The organism is Empedobacter sp. EJD.6dd, from assembly GCF_057369435.1.
On record NZ_CM170667.1, the window covers coordinates 936,937 to 961,961 of the forward strand.

Here is a 25,025-nt window from a genome sequence, read left to right on the forward strand (position 1 = left end):
TTATATTTTATTGAATTGATTTTCGATATGTTTTTCTTGCCTTATGATTAACAGGAGAATAAGCCTTCCATAAAACTTGAATACTTTCGTTATCTGCTAATTCCGGATTCGTTTCTAAAAACTTGATATTATTATTTCTAAAAGTATCGAACATCGCACTAAAAATAAGTGCCGTAACACCTTTTCCTTGAAATTTAGGATCAATACCAATCAAATAAAATTGAGCAGAATCGTTATTTTTACTTGCACGCATCAAATGCCACCAACCAAATGGAAAAATTTTACCTTTCGCTTTTTGCATTGCTTTCGAATATGAAGGCATCGTAATGGCAAACGAAACCATTTTCCCATTCTCATCAACAATACAATTTACGAAATCTGGATTGATAAACGGAATATACTTCTTTTTGTAGTATTCAATTTGGTAATCTGCAATCGGAACGTATGTATCTAATTCACTATACGTTTTATCTAACAAATCGAACATTTCGTCTACATAAGGAATAATTTCTGAAGTCTTAGTAAACTTTAATTCTTTCAATTTGTAGCGTTCGCGAATAATTTTATTGAACTTAATTACTTTTTCTGGTAATTCTGTTGGAGCAGGCAATTCATATTCCACCCATTCATTTGCAGTTTCAAAATTTAATGACTCTAAATGTTGTGGATAATATGCATAATTATATAAACCTACCATTGTTGCTAATTTATCGAATCCCATGGTTAGCATTCCTGCCTTCTCTAAATTCGAAAAACCAACTGGTCCTTCAATATATTCTAACTGATTTTCTTTCCCTATTTCTTCTATTTTCGCCAAAAGTGCTTTTGTCACTTCAATGTCATCAATCATATCAAACCAACCAAAACGCATTTTTCGCTTTTTCTGATTATTGACTTCTTGCCAATTTATAATTGCAGCAACACGTCCTACAATCTTGCCATCTTTTTCTGCAAGAAAATAACGCGCTTCAGCATCTTTAAATACGGGATTTTTAGAAACATCTAATGTTTCCTTTTCCTCATTAATAAAGGGCGGAACGTAATATTGATTATCCTTATACAAATTCATCGGAAACTTAATAAATGTTTCCAAATCCTGTTTTGACTGTACTTCTTTAATACGAATACTCATAGCGTGCAAAGGTAGTAAGTTTTGCTATTTTTATTGAAATTTTTTTAACAAAAATGTCAGTTTTCTATGTTCAATTTACATGATTTAATACAGAATTCTGTCAAAAAGCCAACAATTCTACTATTTTTGTCTCTATTCAGTTATTGGAATACTTTTTGAAATTTAACTGATAATTAAAATTGAAAAAAATAAAATAGAAAATAGATGACAGGTTATTACATTATTATTGGGTTATTTATGTTGATTAGTTGGTTTGTTAGCAACCGACTGCAAAGTAAATTTAAATTTTATTCGAAAGTACATTTAGCAAACGGAATGTCTGGTAGAGAGATTGCCGAAAAAATGCTTTCTGATAATAATATTCACGATGTTCGTGTTATTTCTACTCCAGGTCAATTAACGGACCATTATAATCCCGCTGATAAAACAGTAAATTTATCAGAAGTTGTTTTCCATGAACGTAATGCGGCGGCAGCGGCTGTTGCAGCTCACGAATGTGGTCACGCAGTACAACATGCAGTTGGATATAATATGTTGCAATTACGCTCGAAAATGGTACCGATGGTAAACATTGCATCGCGATTAAATCAATGGATTTTAATGTTAGGTTTGGTTGTAATGGCAACATCAAAAAATGCAACCTTATTATGGATTGGTATTTTCTTATTTGCTGTAACAACAGTCTTTGCATTTGTAACATTACCTGTTGAATACGACGCTTCTAACAGAGCATTAGCTTGGTTAAAAGGTAATAATATGGTAATGCCAAATGAATACGAAGGAGCTAAAGACTCATTAAAATGGGCAGCAAGAACGTATGTGGTTGCGGCAATTGGTTCGTTAGCTCAGTTACTTTATTTTGTAATGATGGCAATGGGCGGACGACGAGATTAGAAATAATTTCATGATAATAAACAAAAAATCCCTTCAAATTTGAAGGGATTTTTTGTTTATTTCTTATCGTATAATTTGTTGTATAAATCTTGATATTTAGCCAAGACATTTTTACGTTTCAACTTCAACGTAGGTGTTAATAAACCATCATCAATTGTCCATTCATCAGGTGTCAATTCAAATTTCTTAATTTGCTCCCAATGACCTAAACCTTTGTTCATTTTATCAATTTCGCGGGCAATAATATCTAAAATTGCAGGTTCTTTAATAATATCTACATTAGTAGCAGGTTCTTCAATTCCTTTGATGCGTAAATAATCTTTTAGCACTTGAAAATTTGGCTGAATAATCGCACAAGGCATTTTTTCTCCTTCTCCAACTACCATTACTTGCTCTATAAAACGTGATTGTTTAAACTTATTTTCAATAATTTGCGGTGCAATATATTTTCCTCCAGAAGTTTTGAACATTTCTTTTTTACGATCAGTAATTTTCAATAAACCTCTTTCTAAAACTCCGATATCACCCGTTTTGAAATACCCATCTGGCGTGAAAGCTTCGGCTGTTTTCTCAGGATCTTTGTAATAACCTTGTGTTACATTTGGTCCTTTAACCAAAATTTCACCATCTTCAGCAATTTTAACCTCGATTCCTTTTAATGGAGCACCAACTGTTCCGATTCCGAAACCATCTTTTTTCATGCAGTTAACTGAAATTACAGGAGAAGTTTCTGTTAAACCATAACCTTCTAAAATAGGAATTCCTGCTCCCCAGAAAATATGATTCAAACGACCTGCTAATGGCGCAGAACCCGAAACCATACATACTAAGTTACCTCCTACTCCTTCTTTCCATTTACTGAATACTAAACTTTTCGCAATTGAATGTTTTAAACCGAATAATCCTCCTTTTGGATTGTACGGATCATAGTCTTCAACAAGGCTTAAAGCCCACATAAAAATTTTTGTTTTAAGACCTCCAGCAGAAGCGCCTGTATTATATATTTTATCGTAAACTTTCTCAACTAAACGCGGAACAACAGTCATTACATGAGGTTTTACCTCTTTCATGTTATCACCTAATTTATCAATACTTTCTGCATACCAGATTCCGATATTTAGATGTTGATACAAATAAATCAGCATACGCTCGAAAACATGATTAATCGGAAGAAAGCTTAAAGCAATGGCATGATTTGGAAAATCTGGAATACGATCTACTGACATCAACACATCTGAAACAATATTCTCATGTGTTAAAACCACTCCTTTTGGTCGTCCAGTTGTTCCAGAAGTATAAATAAGAGTCGCAATATCCGAAGGTTTAATAATTTCTTTTAAACTATCTACCTCATGTTGTGTAGAATTATCTTCACCTAAATCTAAAATCTCTTTGTAATTAGGTACGCCAGGAATTTCATCAAAACTATAAATACCAACTAATGTAGATACTTTGTCTTTTACAGCAGCTACAGTATCATATAAAGCTTTATCAGAAACAATGATAAATTTACATTCTGCATTATTTAAAATATAATCAAAATCTTCTTCTGAAAGTGTAGGATATAACGGAACGGAAATCGCACCAACTTGCTGTATACCTATGTCGCAGATATTCCATTCGGTACGATTAGTTGAAGTTACTATTGCAATCTTATCTTGTGGCTTGATTCCTAATTGTAATAATCCTCGACTAAATGCATTGGCTTTGCCAACATATTCTTGTGTAGATGTTTTCACCCAAGTTCCGTTGACCTTAGACACTAATGCATCTTCTCGAGGATTATTTTGTAGTTGATTTTGTGGAAAATCAAATAATCGTTTTATTTCCATGGTTTTGAATAATTTTCTTATTGCAAAATACTAATAAATAAATTATAATGCAAGCATAAAAAATCATTTATAGTGTAGTTCTTACACTGATAAAACCAAAAGATTTTTATTTATTCGAGACTTACTCTTCTTCGTCTAATAAAGACATTTCTTGATCATAAAAGTCTAAAGCATCTTCGATTAAATTAGCAATTTCTGTATTAAATTCTTCGTTATCTTCTTCTTCAGAAATATCTTCAAACCACTCGATATCATCCGTTTCTACGTCTAATAAAAAACGAGGATATTCTGTATGTAAAATAAAGATTTTGTCTGGCATTGTCGAATTATCTGCCAATAAAAATTTTGGTAATTCCATTTTATATGTTTTTTAATTTATCTTCTAAAATTAATTCAGAATTAGGATTTTCCCTAATCATTTTTTTTGTTTGACGATTGTATCGAATCATCAAAAATATTGCCGAAGCTGTCAATCCTATTCCTAAGCCAATCCACATTCCAAATGCACGCATTTCGAAAACAATAGCTAAAACAACCCCTATCGGAATCGCAATTAACCAATACGAAACGAATGTTAATATCGATGGAATTTTAACATCTGTCATTCCTCTCAGAGCACCTAACAATACCAATTGTACTCCATCTGACATTTGAAACAGTGATGCGATAATTAATAATGATGCGGCTAAATTTATAACATCAGGATTATCTAAATAAATTGTTGGTAATTCATGACGGAAAATAATAAATAAGATTCCGCATAAAATCATAAATGATAGAACCATCAAAATACAAGACCAACCTGCTTCTCGTAAGGTTTTATAATCTTTTAATCCTAATTGATTTCCAATTCGAACCGTTGCTGCAACACCAATTCCAGTACACATCATAAAAGTTGTAGACGCAAGATTTATCGCAATTTGATGCGCTGCTAAATTGACTTTCGCTAATTCTTGATCTGCAATAGAATTTGTAAATGTATAACCACAAACAAAGGCTGCCAAAGAGAAAGCACTCATCTCAAAAAAAGAGGTTAAAGCTGTTGGAATACCAATTCCTGCAATTTTTCTGAAAATTACTTTCTGAAAATTACTGACTTTAAACTGAGCTTCTTTCAAGACAGATTTCGTTTTCTTGAAATTAAATAATACAATAATCAAGAAAATCATCATAATTGTACGAGCAACAAAAGTTCCCCAGGCTGCACCAGCAACTTCTAAACGAGGAAATCCCCAGTTTCCATAAATCCAACCATAGTTTAACGTAATGTTTACTACATTACTCAAAACAGTTGCAATTGTAACAGGAATCGTTAAAGATAAACCTTCTGATAACTGACGAAACGTTTGGAAAATCATCAAAGGAATCATCGAAAATGTCATAATTGTTAAATATGGAATACATTTTTCGACCACATCAGCAGGTTGTCCCATGTGATACATGAGTGGTTTTAGAAATGTAATCAATAAAAATAATGCTATTGATAAAGTTACATTTAAAACTAAACTATGCGAAAAATAATTCGCAGCCATTTTTTTATCTCCTTTCGAATCTTCTGCTGCAATCAAAGGTGATAAAGCAAAACTAAACCCGAAAGCAAATACCAAAACTGCAAAAAACAATGAGTTACCTAAAGATGCCGCTGCCAAAGCCGTTTTTCCTAAAACCTCATCTTCTACATTATCATATTTTCCACCTAAACCACCTACCATAATGTTATCAATAATGTTGACAGAAATCTGCCCCATTTGAGTAATCATTACAGGAAATGCTAATTTTATATTACGTCTTAAATGCTCTTTTAACTCCAATTTCTTCTATTTTCGATTGCAAAGATACAGCAAAGCTTTGGCTTCTACATTTAGAAATTATGAAGGAATTTTAATTTTCTTAAAAATAATTTATACTTATATTGCAATAGTAACCACATTAGAAAATTTTGATAAATGACTTTACAAGAATTTAAAAATAGTTTAGATCTTCCTTTGATTACCTCTCCTATGTTTCTTGTTTCTCGAACTGAATTAGTTGTTGAAGCATGTAAAAATGGTGTGTGTGGGACATTCCCTTCACTAAATGGAAGAACCGCAGAAGATTTTGAACAGATGTTAATTGATATTACTTCTCAATTAAAACAATATGAAGAAGCAACTGGAAAAAAAACTGCCCCATTTGGTGTTAATCTTATTGTAAATAAAACAAATCCGCGTCTCGAAGATGATTTGGCTTTATGTGCAAAATACCGAGTTCCTCTTATTATCACATCGCTAGGTGCTGTAAAACAAGTTGTAGATGCTGTTCATAGTTATGGTGGTTTGGTTTTTCATGATGTCATCAAAAAACGTTATGCTGAAAAAGCCGCTGAAGCTGGTGTAGATGGTATTATTGCTGTTGCGTCTGGTGCTGGCGGACATGCAGGTACAGCAAATCCTTTTGCTCTGATTGATGATATTCGTACATTTTATGATGGATGCTTAATTTTAGCAGGTGCGATGAATAATGGAAATGATATCTTAGCAGCCGAAAATATGGGAGCAGATTTTGCCTATATTGGGACTCGTTTTATTGCGACAAAAGAAGCTTCTGCAGATCAAGATTATAAGAAAATGATTGTCGATTCTACTTTTGAAGATGTAATTTATACAGATGGAATTTCAGGAGTAAATGCTAATTTTTTGAAACCAAGTATTATTCATTCTGGAATTGATTTAGATGAGAAGAAAGAAGAAGATTTTTCTAAATTAATTGGTGGAGATGGTCACAAAGCCTGGAAAGATATTTGGTCAGCTGGACAAGGTGTTTCGGGAATTCACGATATAATTTCGACAGAGGAATTAATCAATCGAATGAAAAATGAATATAAAACTGCATTAGAACAAAATATGCAGAAATTAAATAATTTGAAATTTTAAACTTAAAATGAAAACTACACAAGAACTAATCGAGTTGATTTCTCTAAAAAAATTAGAAGAAAATTTATTCGAAGGGAAAAGTTCTTTCATGGGAAGTCCCAATGTTTTTGGAGGACAAGTGGTAAGTCAAGCTTTGCATGCTGCTTATCAAACGGTACCTTCAGATCGTTTTTGTCATTCACTTCACTCCTATTTTATTTTACCTGGAGATTTAGAAAAACTTATCTATTTCGAAGTGGCTAATCTACGAGATGGAGGTAGTTTTAGCACACGTGTTGTAACGGCAAAACAAGATAATATTCCGATTTTTGTAATGGCTTGTTCTTTTCAATTGAAACAAGAAGGTTACAATCATCAAGATGAAATGCCTGTTGTTACACCTCCAGAAGAATTAATGAGTTGGAATGATGTCGCAGAACAATTTGGTTCTGTTTTACCAAAATCAATTATGCGATTTGTTTTGGCAGAACGTCCATTAGATTTTAAACCTGTAGAATTTGTAAATCCTTTCGAGAAAAAAGATTATCCAAGTAATAGCAATGTTTGGTTAACATTTAATGATGTTCCAGAAAATTTACCATTGCCAATTATTCAACAATTAATTGCGTATAGCTCTGATTACAATTTATTATCAACGGCTATAAAACCACATGCTTCTAAAGCTCATTTTGGAAATACTCAAATGGCAAGTTTAGATCATTCGATTTGGTTTCATCGCGAACCGAATTTGCACGATTGGATTTTAGTCAGTGTAGACTCTCCAAGTGCAGAAGATACAAGAGGTTTTACTAGAGGAAATCTCTTTAATCGATCTGGTGAATTAATTTGTAGCGTTGCACAAGAAGGCTTAATGCGTCCTATTGTAAAATAAATACATTATCAAACGATAAAAACTTTAATCAGATCAAGAATAATTTTGGTCTGATTTTTTTTCTAAATTCTCCTTGTTCCCATCCAAGTCTACGTGGTTCGGAACATAGCTGACTTACTTCTGGACTAAGCTGACGGGGTCTCTAACCCAATCGACTCGGTTTGATTACCCCAATCTCTTGGTCCTCAACCATAAATTTGTGGTTATATAACTACAAATTATACCTTACTCAACCACGATCTCCAGGTTCCGAACCACGTCAGCTTACTACAACACCAAGCTGGCTTAATTCCGAACTCTGTAAGCTCAGTACAAAACCATGATTTCTTCCTAAAAATAAGAGTTGGACTATAAAGGAAATGCTTTACCTACCTCTTTAAAATCTAAAATTCTTAAATCTTTCGTTCAATTCTTCTTTATTTCTCAGTACATAATATTCAAAACAGCACCATAACGAAAAATAATTTACCCAAAAATAGATGATAAGTTGAGGCTTATCTACCAATGCACCTTTAGCTCCATCGTTTTGCCAATTAAAACCTGAATGTACAAGATATTCTGTTGTAATGCCATAAGCAGGAATTATATGATGAAACAAAATCATAGAAAAGCAGTAATTAAAAAAAAGAATGCCCCCGCGAAGGAGTAAATAATATTTTTATTGCGGACCAAATTATTAACAGGATAAAAAACAACACGTGTTCTATTGACTATGATTAATAGATAAAGAAAAATATAATAATCATTCTCGAAAGCACGAGAAAGAAAATAAATTATACAACCATATAAGATGATAAATAATGATAGACTTCTTTTTCTTGCAAGAATACTCATAAAAATCCCTGAATGTATCATGATAAATTCGACCAAAAATAGATGAATAGTATTTGTAAGGAATGTACTACTAAAATGAGTCGGAAAAATCCAAAATGCAAAATAGGTTAAAACAGACAAAACATAATTAAACAATTGTGAGTATTCAAAAATTGAATCATTTTTCTCAAAAAACTGGTTTATCTTTTCTAACATATTCGATTGGTATAGAAAATAATATGTTTTAAAAGTAAGTAATTAAACTGAATAACAATCTTATCCCGCAAAAAATTATGAGCGATGAAATAATCGCTGTTTCAAAGGTCGATAAAGTAACACAAAAAGTGCAGCTAAAACGCCTAAAACAAATAATGTTCTAAAAACCTCGATGTTACTCACTAGCAAAGCTTGATTGTATAATTTTGCTTTCAGTGCTGTTGCAGACAATACTTCAGCTTCATTTGGTAAATGCGTTGCTATATTTTTATTAAATAAATTGTTCCATTGGTCTTGAAAAATTGGATTTGTTTTATCTAAATTTTTCGTCATCAAAAATTGATGTTTAGTCGTTAAATAAAGCATTGTATTTTGCATAATTGCAAAACCTATTGTTGTTGTCCAGAAACGTGTTGCTGTTCCTATTTGTGCTGCACTACCTGTAATTGTAGGATGCACGGATCCTGTAATATACATCACCAAAGGTGTAAAAATGATCCCTTGCGCTACTCCTTCTAAAAAAAGTGTGGGAGCAATTGCCTCTACTTTTGTATCTGGATAAAACAAATAACTAAACCACAACATACTCATTGCTAAAAGCAAAAATCCTACAAAGAATATATTACGATAATCTATTTTATTTCGAACCAAGAAAAATGCCATGACAACTCCTGTAATTGAACCTGCAACATTAAAATATTGAATTTGCAATACATATTCCCAATGCCATTTCCACACAACAGACATTACTTGGTAAATATTACTCATGCCCGAACGTAAAAGGTAAAAAACAAAAAACATCAAAATACCTAAAATAACACGTTCTGAACGAAGAACATCAAAATGAAATAATGGTCGTTTGGACGTTTTTTGATGAAAAATAAACAATCCACTAAAAATAAGTGATGTAGCAAATGCGATTACAATAATTGGAGATTCGAACCAATAATATTTCTTTCCATATATCAAGAAAAAAGCACCTGATATTAATGAAATCATCATCAAAAAAACCCCTCCTAAATTCAATTGATATAGTGGTTTTTTGGGAAACATTCTGTTGTGATTAAAGAAAAAAACATAAATAATTAATGCTACCAAATGCAAACTCATTATGGTATACACCATCATATTATGATTATAATTCTCTATCGCAAATTTCACTATAGAGGTTGTAAATTTATCTCCCGTCAACATAACACCATACATAAACGAGTAGGCTATCAATTTTGAATGTTCACTTTTAATATTTGCCATAATTATCGGAATCAAAATACACCCTTCGAAAAGCGAAATTGGTCCTTGTACAAAACGTAAAATCAAGATTAATTCTGTGTTTGTAGTCAATGTCATTGCAAACAATACTAATATATTAAGCATTGTCATTGTCAATAAATAACTTCTAATATTAAAAAAGTGAAAAAACCGAACATGAATAAATAATCCACAAACAATTGTAGCATAAGCCATCGAAAATAGGAATTGTAAATCATCTACTTCCAAATCAAGAAAGGATGCTGTGAACGTACTGTTCATATTGAACAATGTCAAAATCATCAAATGAGGAAATAGTGCCAAAATAAAAATTGGTACAATCAATATTTGTGGAACCCATTTATTAAATATCGAATTTTGTTGTGACATTGCTTAATCTACTTTTTCTGCGGAAACATTTACATTCATTCCTGTACGTAATTTTTCGTTATTTTTTGATTCTTTCAAAATAATTTTCACAGGAAAACGTTGCTCTATTTTTACAAAATTCCCTGTAGCATTATCTGGTTTTATCAAAGCAAACTCTGACCCTGAAGCAGGAGAAAGTGATTCTATTTTTCCTTCAAACTCTAAATTCTTATAAGCGTCCGCTTTGATACTCACTGGTTTATCCAAATCGATTTCTCCAATTTGTGTTTCCTTAAAATTTGCAACAATCCATTTTTCTTTCGAAACCACTTGTACAAGTGCTTGACCTTCTTTGATTAATTGTCCCTCTTGAATATTCTTCGCTCCTACCCAACCATCATATGGCGCTATAACATAAGTATAAGACATTGTCAATTTCGCATTATCCAATTGTGCTTTACGTTGTAAAATTTGTGTTTTTACAGGCGCTACTTTAGTTTCTTCAGCAGATGTACTTACATTAACTGCATTACGTTGTTGTTCTAAAGCATTCAAACTTGCTTTTGCTTGTTTATATTTAGCTTCAACCTCTTCAAATTGTTGCATTGTGGCAGCATCTTCGTCAACTAAATTTTTGAAACGTTTATAATCTTTTTCCGTTCTCCAAACCTCTATTTTAGCCGCTTCTATATTTGCATTAACAATACTTACATCACTTGCTTTTGTATCAACCGCTTTTTCGTATGTTAAGACTGATTGTGTTGTTGACTCTAAATTAGCTTCTGCCATATCAACTTGATTTTTAAACTCTCTGTTATCAATTACAACAAGCGTATCTCCTTTATGTACAAATTGGTTTTCTTCAAAATTCACTTTTTTTATAAAACCAGAAACTTTACTTGAAACTGGCGTAATATATTGTCGTACTTGCGCATCGTTTGTATTGACATGTGATCTCGAAAAGAAATAAAACCACGCAATAGCTGAAATTCCTATGATGATAAAAATCCAAGCGATTGTAGAAAGTGTTCTATTTAATCTTTTTTCTCCTTTTGTCTGTTGTTTTCCCATTGTTATAAGTTTCCTAAAACGTATTGTAATTGATAGTATTTTAATTGTTTATTAATCTGCAATGAAATCAAATTAGATTGAGCTTCTAAATATGCATTATCTGCATCGATTAATTCTGTTATCAAGCTTAATTTATTAACATACTTTGTTTTAACAATGCGATAATTTTCTTTAGCTTGATCAATTGCCTGTTCAGCAATTTTAATTTTTTCGATTGATTCTTCTAAACGTTTATTTGCAGTAAAAACATCGTGTCGAATTTGCTCTTCCTTCTCTTCAATCTCTAATTTTGCAATAGAAATATGACGATCTGCCATTTGCATTTTCTCTTTATTTTTGAAAAAATTACTCAACGGAATCGATACATTAACACCAATCATTCCATTTCGATTTAAATATTTTTCTGGAGGAAAAAACATGAAATTTGGATAATTATAGCCATACTCTGCTCCTGCCGTAATTTTTGGCAACGTATTCGCTTTCGTATTTTTTTTATCAATTTCTCTTAAATTCAAATCATCTTTTGCTATTTTTAGGCTTTCATTATGATCAATTGCTTCCAAAATCATTTCGTCAACCAATCCTAAATGTTCTTCATTTGTAAACAAATCGTCTGTGTCGATATGCATTTCTTGTTCTTCAGGAAGAGATAAAATGGTTTTAATATTATGCTCAATAATCGATATTTCATTTTGTAATTCTGTAAAAGACATTTTATGATTTGATAGTTGCAATTGCGTTCTCAAAACTTCATTATAAGTGACTAATCCATTTTTTTTAAGCGTTTCGGTTTGTTTAATAACAACTGAATCTTCTTTCATTTTATCTGTAATCAACTTTTGTTGTTCCTGTAAATGCAACGCTTGTAAATAAGCTGTAATAATTTGCATTCTCAACTCACGTTCATCTTTACGAATCTGCAGTTTTGAGATTTCTGTTTCTATTGTTGCTTTTTTCTCTTCATTTTTGATTTTCCCTCCCATATAAACCGGAATTTCGGCAGATAAAGTAAAATCATATTTTATTCGAGGTACTTCATATTTTGTTGAAGGCTTTAGAAAACCATCTTCGTATTGACGCAAATTACTTAACACATGAAAACCCGAATGAAAATCCACATCAGGTAGTTTTTCATTCTTAAGATCTTTCTCTTTTAATTCAGCAAGATCAGTCTTAAGATAACTTATTTTTAGTTTTTTATTGTTTTGTAATCCAATTTCAATTGCTTTACTAAGTTTCAATTGGTTATATTCTATTTCGTTTTGCGCATAACATATGCTACTCAACATCAGAATTAACGTAAGCAATTGACATTTAAATGCTTTAAACATCGTTTGTATTAATTTATAAGTGTTTTAATGATTTTTTAACATTACAAATTTAGAACCAAAATGATTTTTCCAAACGATAAAATAAGAAAATAATTTGCTCATTTACGCCAAAATGAATTAATTTGTAGTAACGAAAATTCTAATTTGAATCTTCAAGCTTTTCATCATGAAATTTGATCAATTTTTCTTTAACGAAGTAGATAAATCAACTGTACATTATTACGTTCAGCATGCACATTTGGATGCGATAGGAACAAAAATACATCAACATAAAAAGCATCAACTTTTATATGCTGAAGGTGGTATTGTTCATATTTTTGTTAACGATAAGCATTGGTATTTACCTGCGCGTTGTTTTATGTGGATACCAGCCAATACACCTCATTCTATTTTAACAAATAGTAAGACAGGGGATTTATACAATTTCTATTTTAAAACAGAAGCAAAAGAAAACGATTATTATTCAATTACGAATATATATTATGCTGGCGATTTGTTAAGAGAAATGATACTTTACACCAAAAATTGGAGCGGCAGTATTCCACAAAAAGATCATGCTAAATATGATTTTATAAAAGCCATAAAATCAATTTTACCAGAAATGGAATCAAATAAATTACCAGTTTTCATTCAGCATCCCTATCCAAAAGATCAAAAATTGATTGAAATTGCGCAGTTTTTAATGAAAAATCTTGATAAGAATTATTCCATCGAAGAAATTGCTCAACATTTTGGTTTGAGTGCTCGAACATTATCTCGTAAATTTAAAGACAATATGGGAATGAATTATGTTCGGTTTTTACGTTCGCTTAGAATTACAAAATCATTAGAATTAATTGCAGAAAATAACTATAATATGTACGAAATTGCCATGCTAGTTGGCTACAATTCTTTATCGTCTTTCAGCAATGTTTTTCAGAAAGTAGCAGGAATTCGACCTACAGAATATGCACAATTAATCCATACAAAAAATTAGAACTATGATAATTAAAGCCTTTGCAGGAAGTAACAGCTCTACTTCTATCAACAAACAATTAGTTACTTATGCTTCATCTTTATTGAATGAGCACAAAATTGAAATTTTAGATTTAAACGATTATAGCGTTCCAACTTTTGATATTGACATCGAAAAAAATGAAGGTTTTTCTAATGATGTAAAAGCATTTTATGAAAAATTAGTAGAATCTGATGTAATTTTGATCTCTTTAGCAGAACACAATGCTTGTTTTACAGCAGTGTTTAAGAGTTATATGGATTGGTGTTCTCGTATTGATTATAAATTTTTGGAAGGTAAAAAAATCTTTGCAATGAGTACTTCTCCTGGAGGTTATGGAGGTAAAAATTCGTTAGAAATTGGCTCAAAATTACTGACAAAACTCGGTGGAACAATATTAATTGACTTTTCTTTACCAAAATTTAATGAAAATTTTGCTGATGGAAAAATTATTAATGAAGAGTTAAACAACGAATTAATTTCAAAAATAAATGAGTTTAAAAATAATATTTAACGTTTTTATCTTTTCCTAACATAGGTCAATAAGTTTTATTTGAGATTGCAATAACTTTGCTTCATCAAAATAAAATAACTCGATAAGAATATGAAAATTTTAGCATTTGCTGGTAGTAACAGTAAAACATCAATCAATAAACAATTATTAAACTATACTTTAAATCAAATCGAAAACGCAGAAATTGAGGTTATCGACATCAATGATTTTGAAATGCCAATTTATTCTGTAGAGCGTCAAGTAGAGAATGGTTTTCCTCAAGAAGCACAAGATTTCTATAAAAAAGTACAAGATGCAGATGGTTTAGTTATTTCATTAGCAGAACATAATGGTAATTTTTCTGTTGCATTAAAAAATATTTTAGATTGGGTTTCTCGTATTGATATGCCTTATTTGAAAGACAAAAAATTATTATTATTAAGTACTTCTCCAGGTGGATACGGAGGTGGAAATGTGATGGAAGTTGCAACAAAATACTTTGGAATGTTTGCAAGTGGAGAAATTGTAGCAAGTACAACTTTCCCTTCTTTTCATGATAATTTCAAAGAAGGAGAAATTATAAACGACGAACTGAAACAAACTGTTTTAGCTAAAATCAAAACATTTCAAGAATCTTTTGAAACTGTAAATAGTTAAAACAAACTATAAATAACAAAAAAAATCCACTCAATTTGAGTGGATTTTTTTATCTGTTTTTAATTAATAAAGAACCTGATTTAGTTTGATTATCACTTAGTTTTATAACATACCAATAATTATCAGTAGGAACTGTATTTCCTCCAATTTTACCATCCCAAATAAAATTATCTGTTTGTGTTATTGTTTTCACTTTTTTACCATAACGATCATAAACTTCAACCAATGCATTTGGATAATCTTTTAATAATTTACTTAAATCCCACTTGTCATTTATTCCATCATTATTTGGCGTAATTACATTAGTAATAACCATAGCTTCTGCTGGAATTTCTGTCAAACATTCGCCGTTTTTAGATTTTACTCTAACAATATACTTTCCTGCAGGAACATTCATAAATGTATTAGAATCTTGCCAAGGATAAATAATTTTACCAGAACTATCTTCTAATTGATATTGAACAGATGTATTGCCTCCATTTGCAACAATAATCATAGAATTATCTAAATCTGTATTAACAAGTATTGTCGGAAATTCTACTAATTGAACTTCTGTTTCGCCAATAGATTTACAACTTCCAGATACAGCTTCTAAACGATATTTACCTGGTTTTGAAGCGAGAAAAGTTGAAGTTGTAGATGAGAAAACTAAATTATTATTTTCATCATACCAATTATATTCTTCATATCCATCTGGAGCTTTAATTGTCATCGAATTAAACGCTGGACAAAAATAATGTAATGGAGGTAAATTAACTTTACCTAACTCACTTATTGTTACTTTAAGCTCTTGTAAGGCAGTTCCACAACTAGAATTCTCTGTTACTTGTAACGTATAAACTCCTGCAGGTGTACTCTGCCAATTAATCTCTACTTGATTTCCAGATGTTGTTAATGAAGAAAAAATTCCAGAAAAGTTACTTTCTAAGACTTTCCAAACATAAGTAGAACCAACAGTTCCATTTCCAGAATTTTCTAATTCGTCAACTTTGTAAATCTTGGTGGTACCTTGACATATTGTTTGCTGTCCATATAATACAACACTTCCCAATCCGAGAAGCGTTGCAAAATATAGTTTATGATTTAATAAATTATATATATAATACTTTATCAAAATTACTTATTAATCAAATGTTATTACCGATGTCGAAACTTCAGGCGTCACGATTACAGTTTCTGTAACATCTGGATTAATATCAACAACAGTTCCATTAGATAATTCCATCTCAGTTAACTTAACTTCAATTTGTGTAGAACCAGTAGCAGGAGTTACAGTTATCGTTGCTTTACCAGTTGAATCTGTTGTAACAGGACTTGTTGTAGTTGATGTACCTCCTGTAATTGTTAACGTTACTTTACTATTAGCCGGTGCATTATCTATCTTAAAGTTAACTGATGCATCAAAACAAGTTGTTGCATTATCTGCTGTTAAAGTAGGTTGACTAATTGGATTTATTATAACTGTAATTTTTTGTTCCAAACCAATACAAGTAGCATTAGTTTCAACGACATGTAAAGTATAAGTACCTGCAAGCGTAGTTCCCCAATTTATTTCTACTTTATTCTTACTTGCTGTTTGTGGAGTGATTGTTAATGTTCCACTAGCTGTAATATCAACAGGAGTTAGAGCTGACGTCCAAACCGACCACTCATAAGTAGAACCTGGAGTTCCATTTGGTCCATCTAATTCATCTACAGCATAATTCTTGATATCTCCAAAACTAATTGTTTGTTGTGCATTTACTCCTATCATAAATAATGTTAGAAGTAAACTTAATATGTATTTTATTTTTAAGTTTTTCATAATTATGTTTCTTAAGGTAATAATTGAATTCCAGATGTTTGAACAATATTGACTGTAGCAGTTGCTGTAGGATTAGGACTTGTATAAGAAATATCTACTCCATTAAGCTCCAATTTATCTAATGTAATAACCACATGATTATTAGTTGTTCCGTCATGTACTACATTAATCGTAGCATCTCCTGAAGCATCAACTGAAATTGTTCCTGTAGCTGGAGTCGCATTTGTTACAGAATAATGTAATATACTATTAGGAATTGCCCCTGTCACATTAAACGTAACTCCACCCGACTTACATATATTAGTAGAAGTCCAATCAACAGTTCCTGTTGCAGAAGGAGACGTAACTCTTACAATATACTTTGTTTCATCCGTAGGACAAGCTCCATTAGTTTCTACAACTTTTACTTCATAATCTCCTGGTGTAGATGCAGCCCAATTAATTGTTGCTTTATTATCATCTAGTACGTTATTATATGTACCTCCTGTAGGAAGAATACCGATAACACCGGTTCCAGTTCCTATATAAGTAATTGTCCAATCATAAGTTGAACCAGATGTTCCATTTGGTTGATCATTTAAAGTAGGATTTGCTAGATCTGATGAAGTATCTACAGAATAGTTATAGGGCGTATTATCTCCCATTACAATAGTCTGATGTTGGGCAAATACTAAATTAGCAATAAGTATTAATACCAAAGATGCTAATAGTTTCAAAGAGTGTGTTTTTATATTCATAAGTTTTTATTTCTAGTGTTTTTATAAATTATTAAGTATTGGTGATGTTATAGTTTGGTTTACTTTCACTCTAAAAGGTAAAGATTTTAATGTATTTGTTGTACTTGGAGATTGATTACTCAATTTATATGTCATTTCACAATAATAATAGTAGTCTTTACTTATATTCGTAGGAATGGAATATTTGTATTGAGTAGCTCCTGGTATAAGAGTACCTCCAGTATCTGAAAAACTTGTATTTGAGTACCACTGATATGTTAAACCAGGCATATTATTGTTATCTACAGCAATTTCATAAACATCTCCTCGGCAAACTTCTATTCGAGGATTTTGTGTTTTTATCGTAATAGCTTGTAACTTAAAATCTGTATTAAATTGATCACAGGTTATATTTTCATTTCTATAATAATTTGGGTTAAGCAGCCTTAATAACCATTCACTTTTAGATAAATTATCAATATTTTCATTAAAATAATTATAATCTCTTGTTACTAGGTTAGTTAAATGGTAATTTAAAATATTAAACCTTACAGGATCATCAGCTTGATTACCTGGTAAATTTGAGTTATTTGCTCCAGGTGTTGTATTTGCATTCCAAATTGATTTCGTATTAAATGCATATATAACATTGCCTGCAAAAACGGAAGTAGAGTTATCAAATTCATTGTTATTAAAAAAAACAAATAACTGATCTCCAGAAATATTTAAATTGACAACCGTGTTAGATGGATATTTAATTTCCCAATCCGGATTTAATTTATTTGTTTGAGTAATAGCGTTACTATTGTTATGAAAATTTATTACAAAAACCTTTCCTGCGGGTATTGTCGCTCCCTTGTATCTCATTTTCATTACGCCCTCTGTCGTAGGAAAAATATTGTTACTAATTCTTTCATAGCCATTGTCCGTAATAGAAATCACAGTATTCGGAGTAATTGGTTTAAACGAGACAAAATAAACACGATCAGTTATAACAATACTTTCAGTCCCTACATTTATAGTCTCACAATCATTTGCATTATATCCAACCACAACGATATCACCTTTACTCAAAGTTTGAGCAAAAGTGTTTTGTATAAAAAAGAAAAAAAGCGTAATAAAAAATAAAAATCTTTTCAATAGTCTGTGTGTTAATTATTTTACAAACATAGTATATTTTTTAACATAAAATTTAGATACTTGTTATTTAAATGTTAATTCTCTAACTTTTATGTAATAAAAAAACCGAACTAAATAGCTCGGTTTTTCTGATTATAAATAAAATAGTCTAATTCACATTAATCTCATAAGTAATATCAATTCCTCCATTAGCTAACATATCGTGTACACTACAATATTTCTTAACGGCTAATTCTGCAGCTTTATTTGCTTTATCAATATCTATGTTTCCTTTTAAAAAGAATTTGATGTGGATATTTGTAAAAATATTTGGAATTTCATCACGACGTTGACCTTCTACCTCAACTTTTAAGTCCTCAATTTCTTGACGTTGTTTCTTTAAAATTTCTCCTAAATCAAAAACACTACAACTTCCCAAAGCAATTAAAACCAACTCCATCGGACGAACACCTTTTCCCTCTCCTCCTATCGATTCCGGACCATCAATGTTTACTTTTACAGAAGAACTTGCAGCAGTTGCCTCATAATGAGAAGCTTGATTTACTCTATTTAATTCAATTTTCATCTTGTTTGTTTTAAAGTATAAAAATAATCATTCTCAAAAGAATTCTTTCAAAATTTAATCGAATAATCTTTTATGAATCATTTTTTACCTTAAATTTAAATGATAATACATAAAATTAACGATAAATGAATAGTATTGTATATTTTGAAATTCAAGCAAATGATCCGCAAAAATGCATAGAATTTTATCACAATGTTTTTGGATGGAATTTTATAAAACAAGAAGGATTACCAATTGAATACTACCGTATCAATACTTCTGGTATGGAGGGTGGAATGTTTAAACGACCAGCCGAAACTCCTCCTCTTAATTGTGGTACAAATGCATTTACCTGTACTATGCAAGTTGAAAAACTTGATGAAATTGCTCAAAAAATCTTAGAAAATGGAGGAATTGTAGCAATGCCAAAATTTGCTATTCCTGGAATGTCTTGGCAAGGTTATTTTTTAGATACAGATCATAATATTTTTGGTATTTTTGAAGTTGATCCTAATGCGAAGTAATTTTTAAAAACACATCTTTATGAAACTATTTTCTTTTCTTTTATTGTCTGCATTTTTAATGAATTCATGTAGTACTACAAAGTCTTTGGTCGAAAATCCAAGCTTTGATTTTCTTGTAGGAAAATGGATTCGAACAAATGAAAAATCGGATCGAAAAACGTATGAAAATTGGAAAAAAATTGACCAAAATACTTATTTAGGTTGTGGATTTACAATCAAAAATAATGATACGATTTCCCAAGAGCATTTGACTCTAACAAGAATTGAAAACAAATGGATTTTGAAAGTAAACTTAGATAAAACAAAAAATGAAACAACTGATTTTGATTTAATTCATTCGGAAAAGAATTCATTTACATTAGAAAATAAAGAAAATGATTTTCCTAAATTGATTAAGTATTGGAAAGTCAAAAATCAATTAAAAGCTGAAATAAGCAATGATGAATCAAATAAAATTAAGTTCGATTTTGATAAATTATGAGATCAATAATCTAACCTACATTTGTAATCATGGCATAAGCAAAAGTCAAGACAGACAATACTGTACCAATCATAAAAATTGTATAAGTAATACTCAATAAACGATATTTACGTTCCAAAACTTTACCCAAATAATACAAATCTCTAGTCAAAGAAGTGTAAACATAATCTCTATCTTTCATCAATTCTTCCATTGCTTCTTCGTAGGCATTAAGCGACATTTGATAGAAATTACCGAAGAATAGTAAATTTACTTTTTTGTTTTTGATATCTTCTTGATTAAAACTTTCGTAAGTAACATTTGGCTTTGTTGCTAAAATTGCAAAAATAATAGTAACAACACTAGACAAAAGCATTACAATAGAAGGTAAAAGAAGATATTCATTCTTTGGACTTCCTAATTTTGGAACCAAAGTAGAAAGTGCTATCGAAATAACAATTGCATTTACAGACAGTAAAATATTGGCTTTGCTATCAGCAATATCACTTAAACGAGTATGATTGTTTAACGTAACACGAAAAAGTGTATCTACTCCACGGTCTGGTTGTTGAATCTTATCGTTTTTCTTTTTCTTTAATTCATACTTATTCGGCACATCACCAATTAACTCGATTTCTTTTATCTTAGTTTGAGTATAAATTAAATTTTCTTCTTTTCCTTTTTGCCACAAATTCTTAGCTGCATCAGTATAATAATGATGTTCATTCAGAAAATAATTTCTATTTTCTACATGCCATTCATAATCTGAAAAATCTTTGTTACAAATTTTGGAAATTTCATCTCGCAATAATTCCGAAATTTTTGGGTATTCTGTTTGACCTAAATGATAATTATCTGCATCTTTTACAATTGCTTCACCAATTGTCTGCGGAACTCGATTCAAAGTCGTTATTAAGATATAATCTTGAATTTCTTTAATATAATTTTCGTCAAAATGATGTTCACTCAAATACTCTTTTGCAATATTTGCACTCTCATTTTCGTGTCCTTGCACGGTTTTTGTATAACCTGTATCATGAAACCAACCTGCAATTATTAATTTTTCTTGTTGATCTGTAGGAATTTGTTCCTCTTGGCTCAAAGTCTTTATAGCCTCAACAACTTTTACAGTATGCATAAAATTATGATACGTAAAATCTAAAGAAAGGTTATCTTTGAACAGATTGAAAACATAGTTTTCTATATTTAATAACAATTGGTTCATTACACGTTTTTAACGCTTAAATGTATGAAATTATTACCAACACTGAACAACAAAAAATTGAATTATCCTTTTTTAGCTTTAGTAGGTTCATGTCTTTATATGACATCTTGCGCTACGCAACACCCTCAATATGGGAAAAATATTAAGACAGAAAAAATACAAGAAGTTGAAGGCAACAAAATTCAATCAATCTATTTGATTGGTGATGCTGGAGATTTGGATCAACCAAAAAATAAACAAAATTTAGAGATTCTGAAAAGTCAATTGGCGAAAGCAGATTCCTCTTCTTACCTTTTCTTTTTAGGCGATAATGTTTATGAAAATGGAATTGTAGTCGATTCTACAAAAAAAGAATATACAACGAGTAGAGAAAAACTACAATTTCAAATCGATTTAGCCAAAGAATTTAAAGGAAAAACTCTTTTTATTCCCGGAAATCACGATTGGAGAAATGGTGTAAAAGGACTAAAAGAACAAGAAAAATTAGTTAAAAAACAATTAAGTAATAAAAAATCTTTCTTGCCTAAAGATGCATGTCCAATTGATAAAATAAATGTAAATGATAGTATTGGTATCATTGCAATAGATTCTGAATGGTATTTGCAAGATTGGGATAAACATCCAGGTCTGAATGAAAAATGTGACATCAAATCTCGCGAAGCATTCTTCGAAGAATTAGAATCGCAATTAAATAAATATCAAAACAGAACAACTGTTATTACAATGCATCATCCGTTATTTTCGAATGGTACACATGGAGGTCAATTCGATTTCAAAAAACAGTTTTATCCATTAGGAGACTATTTTAAAATTCCTTTGCCTGTTATTGGATCTTTTATCAACCTTTTGCGAAGTACGACAGGTTTAAGTCCTCAAGATGTTAATAATTTCAAGTATAGAGAAATGGCTTCTCGAATTGCAACCATTATCGAAAATAGAAATAATGTAATTGTAGTTTCTGGACACGATCACAATTTGCAATACATTCAGCAAAACAATGTCAAACAAATCATTAGTGGTTCGGGCTCTAAAAGAGAATCTGCAAAAGCAGTAGGTAAAAATGATTTTTCTTACGGAGATAATGGATTTGTAGTTTTAGATTTATATGATAATGGTGCTTCTAAAGCTAATTTTTATGGTTTCAAGAATGATGGAATAGAATTATTATTATCTAAGCAAGTAACTGATAAAAAGAAGCAATATTTAGCACAAGTTTATGATGACAAAAAAATGCCATCTAAAAAAGAAACAAGTGTTTATCCTCTTGAAATGACAAGAAAATCTGATCCATATAAATTCTTTTTTGGTCGACATTACCGTAAAACATATGGTCAAACTATAGCTGCAAACACCATTAATTTAAGCCAGTTAAATGGTGGTTTAACACCTGTAAGAATGGGTGGAGGACATCAAACTCAAAGTTTGCGTTTAGTTAACAGCAAAGGAGAGGAATATAATATGCGTTCGGTAAAGAAAAGCGCTACGCAATTTATTCAACAAGTTGCCTTCAAAAATAAATATGTAGCAGACGAGTTTGAAGATTCATTTACAGAGAAATTCTTAATGGATTTCTACACGACAAATCATCCGTATTATCCATTAGCAGTTGCAAATTTGATGAAACCAATCAATATTATGCATGCTACACCAAAGCTGTATTATGTTCCGAAACAAGAAGCATTAAAAGAATACAATGAAACGTTTGGTGATGAATTATACATGATAGAAGAGCGCCCGATGTCTGGATATCAAGATGGCGTATTTGGAAAGCCATCTGATATTGTTAGCACAGAGGATATGTTGGTGGCTGTTCACAAAAACAAAGACGTTATTGTAGACAAAGAAGGTTATGTTCGTGCACGACTTTTTGATATGCTTGTAGGAGATTGGGACAGACATTCTGATCAATGGCGTTGGGGCGTTTACAATGAAAATGGCAAAACTATTTACAGAGCTATTCCTCGTGACAGAGATCAAGCTTTTCCTCGTTACGACGGACTTTTCTTCAATTTAGTAATGAGAATACCTCCTCTTCGTCATATGCAAGATTACAAAGATGATATCAAAAATGTGAAATGGTTCAACCGAGAGCCTTATCCATTAGACTTAGCTATTTTAGAATCATCTGATCTTGAATTATGGAAAAAAGAAGCGAAATATATTCAAGATAATTTAAGCGATGATTACATCAAAAAATCATTCGAATTAATCCCTGAAGAAACAAAACAGGAGTATGATAATGAAGTCATAAAAAATATTATAGCTCGAAAATCAAAATTAGAAAAATTTGCAGAAGCATATGATAAAGTACTTCGCAAATTAATCATATTAAAAGGAACAGACGAAGACGATGAATTTGTTGTAACTCGTTTACCAAAAGGAAAAACAAATATTAAAATCTATTCAGGTAAAGAAAATACTTTGATTTTTGATGAAGATTTTGATAAAAAAGAAACAAAAGAAATTCGGCTATATGGTTTAAATGGAAAAGACAAATTTAAGGTTGAAGGAAAACCAAACAATGCAATTTTAACGCGTATTATTGGTGGAATTGATGATGATTATTATGAAGTAAAACGTTCAGCTAAAATAAAAGTATATGATTATGCAAATGGAAGTAATGCTTCTGAATCAACTTTTTTAACTTCTAAAAATTTTATGAATGATTATGAAGTTAATACTTATGATTACAAGCAGCCAATGTATAATTTCTTTACCATGTTGCCTAATATTGGTTACAATCCAGATGATGGTGTAAAAATTGGTTTATCACCAACCTATACTGTCAATGGATTTGATCGCAAACCATATTCTCAACGACATAACTTACAATTAAGTTATTATTTTGCTACTGGTGGTTGGGACGCTAAATATAAAGGTACATTTACTAAAGCATTAGGAAAATGGAATTTAGATTTGAATGCAGCCTACACTAGCCCGACATATAGTACAAATTTCTTTGGTTTAGGAAACGAAACAATCAATAACCAAAAAGAAATTGGAATGGATTATAACCGTGTAAGATTAGAAAGTTACAGTATTGGTCCTTCTATTTTCAAAATTATGAATAACAATGGTCGATTAGATTTTTCTGCAATTTACAGTTACAAAAAAATTGAAGAAAATCAAGATCGTATTGTAGAAGATTTACCAGATATTAATAGAGATGTTTTTAAAGGTCAACATTTCGGAGAAATTGGTGCTAAATATGTTTTCAAAAATTACGATAACGAGTCGTTACCAAAATTAGGAATGACATTTTTAGCTAATGCTAAATGGATTTCGAATTTAACTGATTTTGAACGCAATCATTTCTTTACAGAGGTAAACCTTGGTTTTACACATAAAATTTCAGCAAATGGTCGTCTTACTATTGCTTCTATGCTAAAAGGAAAAGCAGTTTGGGGAGATTTTATGGAGTTTTACCAAATGGCTAATTTAGGAGGTGATCAGGATTTACGTGGTTACCGATTAGGTCGTTTTGCAGGTGACAAAGTTTTCTTACAAACATCTGATTTAAGATTTGATGCATTACGTTTTAAAGCTGTAGTACCACTACGCTTAGGGGTTTTTGTGGGAGCTGATTATGGACGAGTTTGGCTGAACGGAGAAGATTCTAATAAATGGCACTCATCTATGGGTGGTGGACTTTGGATAAATGGAGCACAATCTATTACTGCAACAGTTTCGTACTTTAAAGGAGAAGATCCTGGTCGAATTGTTTTTGGACTAAACTTCGGATTTTAAATAAAAAAATAACCTTCAAAATTTGAAGG

The 25,025-nt window shown here is 30.9% G+C and carries 23 protein-coding genes; 9 read left to right on the forward strand and 14 right to left on the reverse strand.

Annotation, left to right across the window (positions count from 1 at the left end):
* Window positions 1-7: 7 nt before the first annotated feature.
* Window positions 8-1,132, reverse strand: coding sequence for a GNAT family protein (locus AC2I98_RS04380; RefSeq protein WP_486413412.1), 1,125 nt, complete (start codon window positions 1,130-1,132; stop codon window positions 8-10).
* A 204-nt stretch (window positions 1,133-1,336) separates the two neighbouring features.
* Between AC2I98_RS04380 and AC2I98_RS04385 the strand changes: the two genes are divergently transcribed.
* Complete coding sequence (locus AC2I98_RS04385) at window positions 1,337-2,026, forward strand: zinc metallopeptidase (RefSeq protein ID WP_486413413.1); 690 nt, start codon at window positions 1,337-1,339, stop codon at window positions 2,024-2,026.
* 56 nt (window positions 2,027-2,082) lie between these two features.
* Here AC2I98_RS04385 and AC2I98_RS04390 read toward each other — a convergent pair whose 3' ends face one another.
* From AC2I98_RS04390 to AC2I98_RS04400, 3 genes are all read right to left on the reverse strand, one after another.
* Entirely contained in the window at window positions 2,083-3,858 is a 1,776-nt protein-coding gene (locus AC2I98_RS04390) for an AMP-dependent synthetase/ligase (RefSeq protein WP_486413414.1), read from the reverse strand.
* A 121-nt stretch (window positions 3,859-3,979) separates the two neighbouring features.
* A complete protein-coding gene (locus AC2I98_RS04395) occupies window positions 3,980-4,216 on the reverse strand; it encodes a hypothetical protein (RefSeq protein ID WP_486413415.1) in 237 nt (78 codons plus the stop codon).
* Window position 4,217: 1 nt separating this feature from the next.
* Window positions 4,218-5,669, reverse strand: coding sequence for an MATE family efflux transporter (locus AC2I98_RS04400; protein WP_486413416.1), 1,452 nt, complete (start codon window positions 5,667-5,669; stop codon window positions 4,218-4,220).
* Between the two features lie 135 nt (window positions 5,670-5,804).
* On the opposite strand from AC2I98_RS04400, the gene AC2I98_RS04405 reads away from it, so the two are divergent.
* The gene (locus tag AC2I98_RS04405) at window positions 5,805-6,770 is read left to right on the forward strand and encodes an NAD(P)H-dependent flavin oxidoreductase (RefSeq protein WP_486413417.1); all 966 of its coding nucleotides are present in this window, start codon (window positions 5,805-5,807) and stop codon (window positions 6,768-6,770) included.
* Window positions 6,771-6,777: 7 nt separating this feature from the next.
* The gene (locus tag AC2I98_RS04410) at window positions 6,778-7,641 is read left to right on the forward strand and encodes an acyl-CoA thioesterase (RefSeq protein WP_486413418.1); all 864 of its coding nucleotides are present in this window, start codon (window positions 6,778-6,780) and stop codon (window positions 7,639-7,641) included.
* A 376-nt stretch (window positions 7,642-8,017) separates the two neighbouring features.
* Here the strand turns inward: AC2I98_RS04410 and AC2I98_RS04415 are convergent, their stop codons facing one another.
* The 4 genes from AC2I98_RS04415 to AC2I98_RS04430 all read right to left on the reverse strand — a co-directional run bounded on the left by AC2I98_RS04415 (window position 8,018) and on the right by AC2I98_RS04430 (window position 12,692).
* Window positions 8,018-8,245: a hypothetical protein gene (locus AC2I98_RS04415; RefSeq protein WP_486413419.1), complete on the reverse strand. Its 228-nt coding sequence runs from the start codon at window positions 8,243-8,245 to the stop codon at window positions 8,018-8,020.
* A gap of 500 nt (window positions 8,246-8,745) precedes the next feature.
* On the reverse strand, window positions 8,746-10,311 hold the full coding sequence (locus tag AC2I98_RS04420) for an MFS transporter (RefSeq protein ID WP_486413420.1): 1,566 nt from the start codon (window positions 10,309-10,311) through the stop codon (window positions 8,746-8,748).
* A 3-nt stretch (window positions 10,312-10,314) separates the two neighbouring features.
* Window positions 10,315-11,361 (reverse strand): HlyD family secretion protein, encoded by a 1,047-nt coding sequence (locus AC2I98_RS04425; RefSeq protein ID WP_486413421.1) that lies wholly within the window; start codon window positions 11,359-11,361, stop codon window positions 10,315-10,317.
* 2 nt (window positions 11,362-11,363) lie between these two features.
* Complete coding sequence (locus AC2I98_RS04430; protein ID WP_486413422.1) at window positions 11,364-12,692, reverse strand: TolC family protein; 1,329 nt, start codon at window positions 12,690-12,692, stop codon at window positions 11,364-11,366.
* Window positions 12,693-12,858: 166 nt separating this feature from the next.
* Between AC2I98_RS04430 and AC2I98_RS04435 the strand changes: the two genes are divergently transcribed.
* The 3 genes from AC2I98_RS04435 to AC2I98_RS04445 all read left to right on the forward strand — a co-directional run bounded on the left by AC2I98_RS04435 (window position 12,859) and on the right by AC2I98_RS04445 (window position 14,836).
* The gene (locus AC2I98_RS04435; protein ID WP_486413423.1) at window positions 12,859-13,668 is read left to right on the forward strand and encodes an AraC family transcriptional regulator; all 810 of its coding nucleotides are present in this window, start codon (window positions 12,859-12,861) and stop codon (window positions 13,666-13,668) included.
* Window positions 13,669-13,672: 4 nt separating this feature from the next.
* On the forward strand, window positions 13,673-14,200 hold the full coding sequence (locus AC2I98_RS04440) for an NADPH-dependent FMN reductase (protein WP_486413424.1): 528 nt from the start codon (window positions 13,673-13,675) through the stop codon (window positions 14,198-14,200).
* 90 nt (window positions 14,201-14,290) lie between these two features.
* Window positions 14,291-14,836, forward strand: coding sequence for an NADPH-dependent FMN reductase (locus AC2I98_RS04445; RefSeq protein WP_486413425.1), 546 nt, complete (start codon window positions 14,291-14,293; stop codon window positions 14,834-14,836).
* Window positions 14,837-14,885: 49 nt separating this feature from the next.
* Here the strand turns inward: AC2I98_RS04445 and AC2I98_RS04450 are convergent, their stop codons facing one another.
* The 5 genes from AC2I98_RS04450 to AC2I98_RS04470 all read right to left on the reverse strand — a co-directional run bounded on the left by AC2I98_RS04450 (window position 14,886) and on the right by AC2I98_RS04470 (window position 19,061).
* Entirely contained in the window at window positions 14,886-15,887 is a 1,002-nt protein-coding gene (locus AC2I98_RS04450; RefSeq protein WP_486413426.1) for a T9SS type B sorting domain-containing protein, read from the reverse strand.
* Between the two features lie 72 nt (window positions 15,888-15,959).
* Window positions 15,960-16,640 carry a hypothetical protein gene (locus AC2I98_RS04455; RefSeq protein ID WP_486413427.1) on the reverse strand — a complete coding sequence of 227 codons (681 nt, stop codon included), beginning with the start codon at window positions 16,638-16,640 and terminating at the stop codon, window positions 15,960-15,962.
* A gap of 11 nt (window positions 16,641-16,651) precedes the next feature.
* Complete coding sequence (locus AC2I98_RS04460; protein WP_486413428.1) at window positions 16,652-17,377, reverse strand: hypothetical protein; 726 nt, start codon at window positions 17,375-17,377, stop codon at window positions 16,652-16,654.
* 21 nt (window positions 17,378-17,398) lie between these two features.
* Complete coding sequence (locus AC2I98_RS04465; RefSeq protein WP_486413429.1) at window positions 17,399-18,496, reverse strand: hypothetical protein; 1,098 nt, start codon at window positions 18,494-18,496, stop codon at window positions 17,399-17,401.
* Window positions 18,497-18,644: 148 nt separating this feature from the next.
* On the reverse strand, window positions 18,645-19,061 hold the full coding sequence (locus AC2I98_RS04470; protein WP_486413430.1) for an OsmC family protein: 417 nt from the start codon (window positions 19,059-19,061) through the stop codon (window positions 18,645-18,647).
* 125 nt (window positions 19,062-19,186) lie between these two features.
* Between AC2I98_RS04470 and AC2I98_RS04475 the strand changes: the two genes are divergently transcribed.
* Window positions 19,187-19,564 carry a VOC family protein gene (locus tag AC2I98_RS04475; RefSeq protein WP_486413431.1) on the forward strand — a complete coding sequence of 126 codons (378 nt, stop codon included), beginning with the start codon at window positions 19,187-19,189 and terminating at the stop codon, window positions 19,562-19,564.
* Between the two features lie 19 nt (window positions 19,565-19,583).
* Complete coding sequence (locus tag AC2I98_RS04480) at window positions 19,584-20,045, forward strand: DUF6265 family protein (protein ID WP_486413432.1); 462 nt, start codon at window positions 19,584-19,586, stop codon at window positions 20,043-20,045.
* Window positions 20,046-20,055: 10 nt separating this feature from the next.
* On the opposite strand, the gene AC2I98_RS04485 is transcribed toward AC2I98_RS04480, so the two are convergent.
* Window positions 20,056-21,249 (reverse strand): Pycsar system effector family protein, encoded by a 1,194-nt coding sequence (locus AC2I98_RS04485; protein ID WP_486413433.1) that lies wholly within the window; start codon window positions 21,247-21,249, stop codon window positions 20,056-20,058.
* 24 nt (window positions 21,250-21,273) lie between these two features.
* Between AC2I98_RS04485 and AC2I98_RS04490 the strand changes: the two genes are divergently transcribed.
* Window positions 21,274-24,996: a metallophosphoesterase gene (locus AC2I98_RS04490; RefSeq protein WP_486413434.1), complete on the forward strand. Its 3,723-nt coding sequence runs from the start codon at window positions 21,274-21,276 to the stop codon at window positions 24,994-24,996.
* Window positions 24,997-25,025 lie beyond the last annotated feature (29 nt).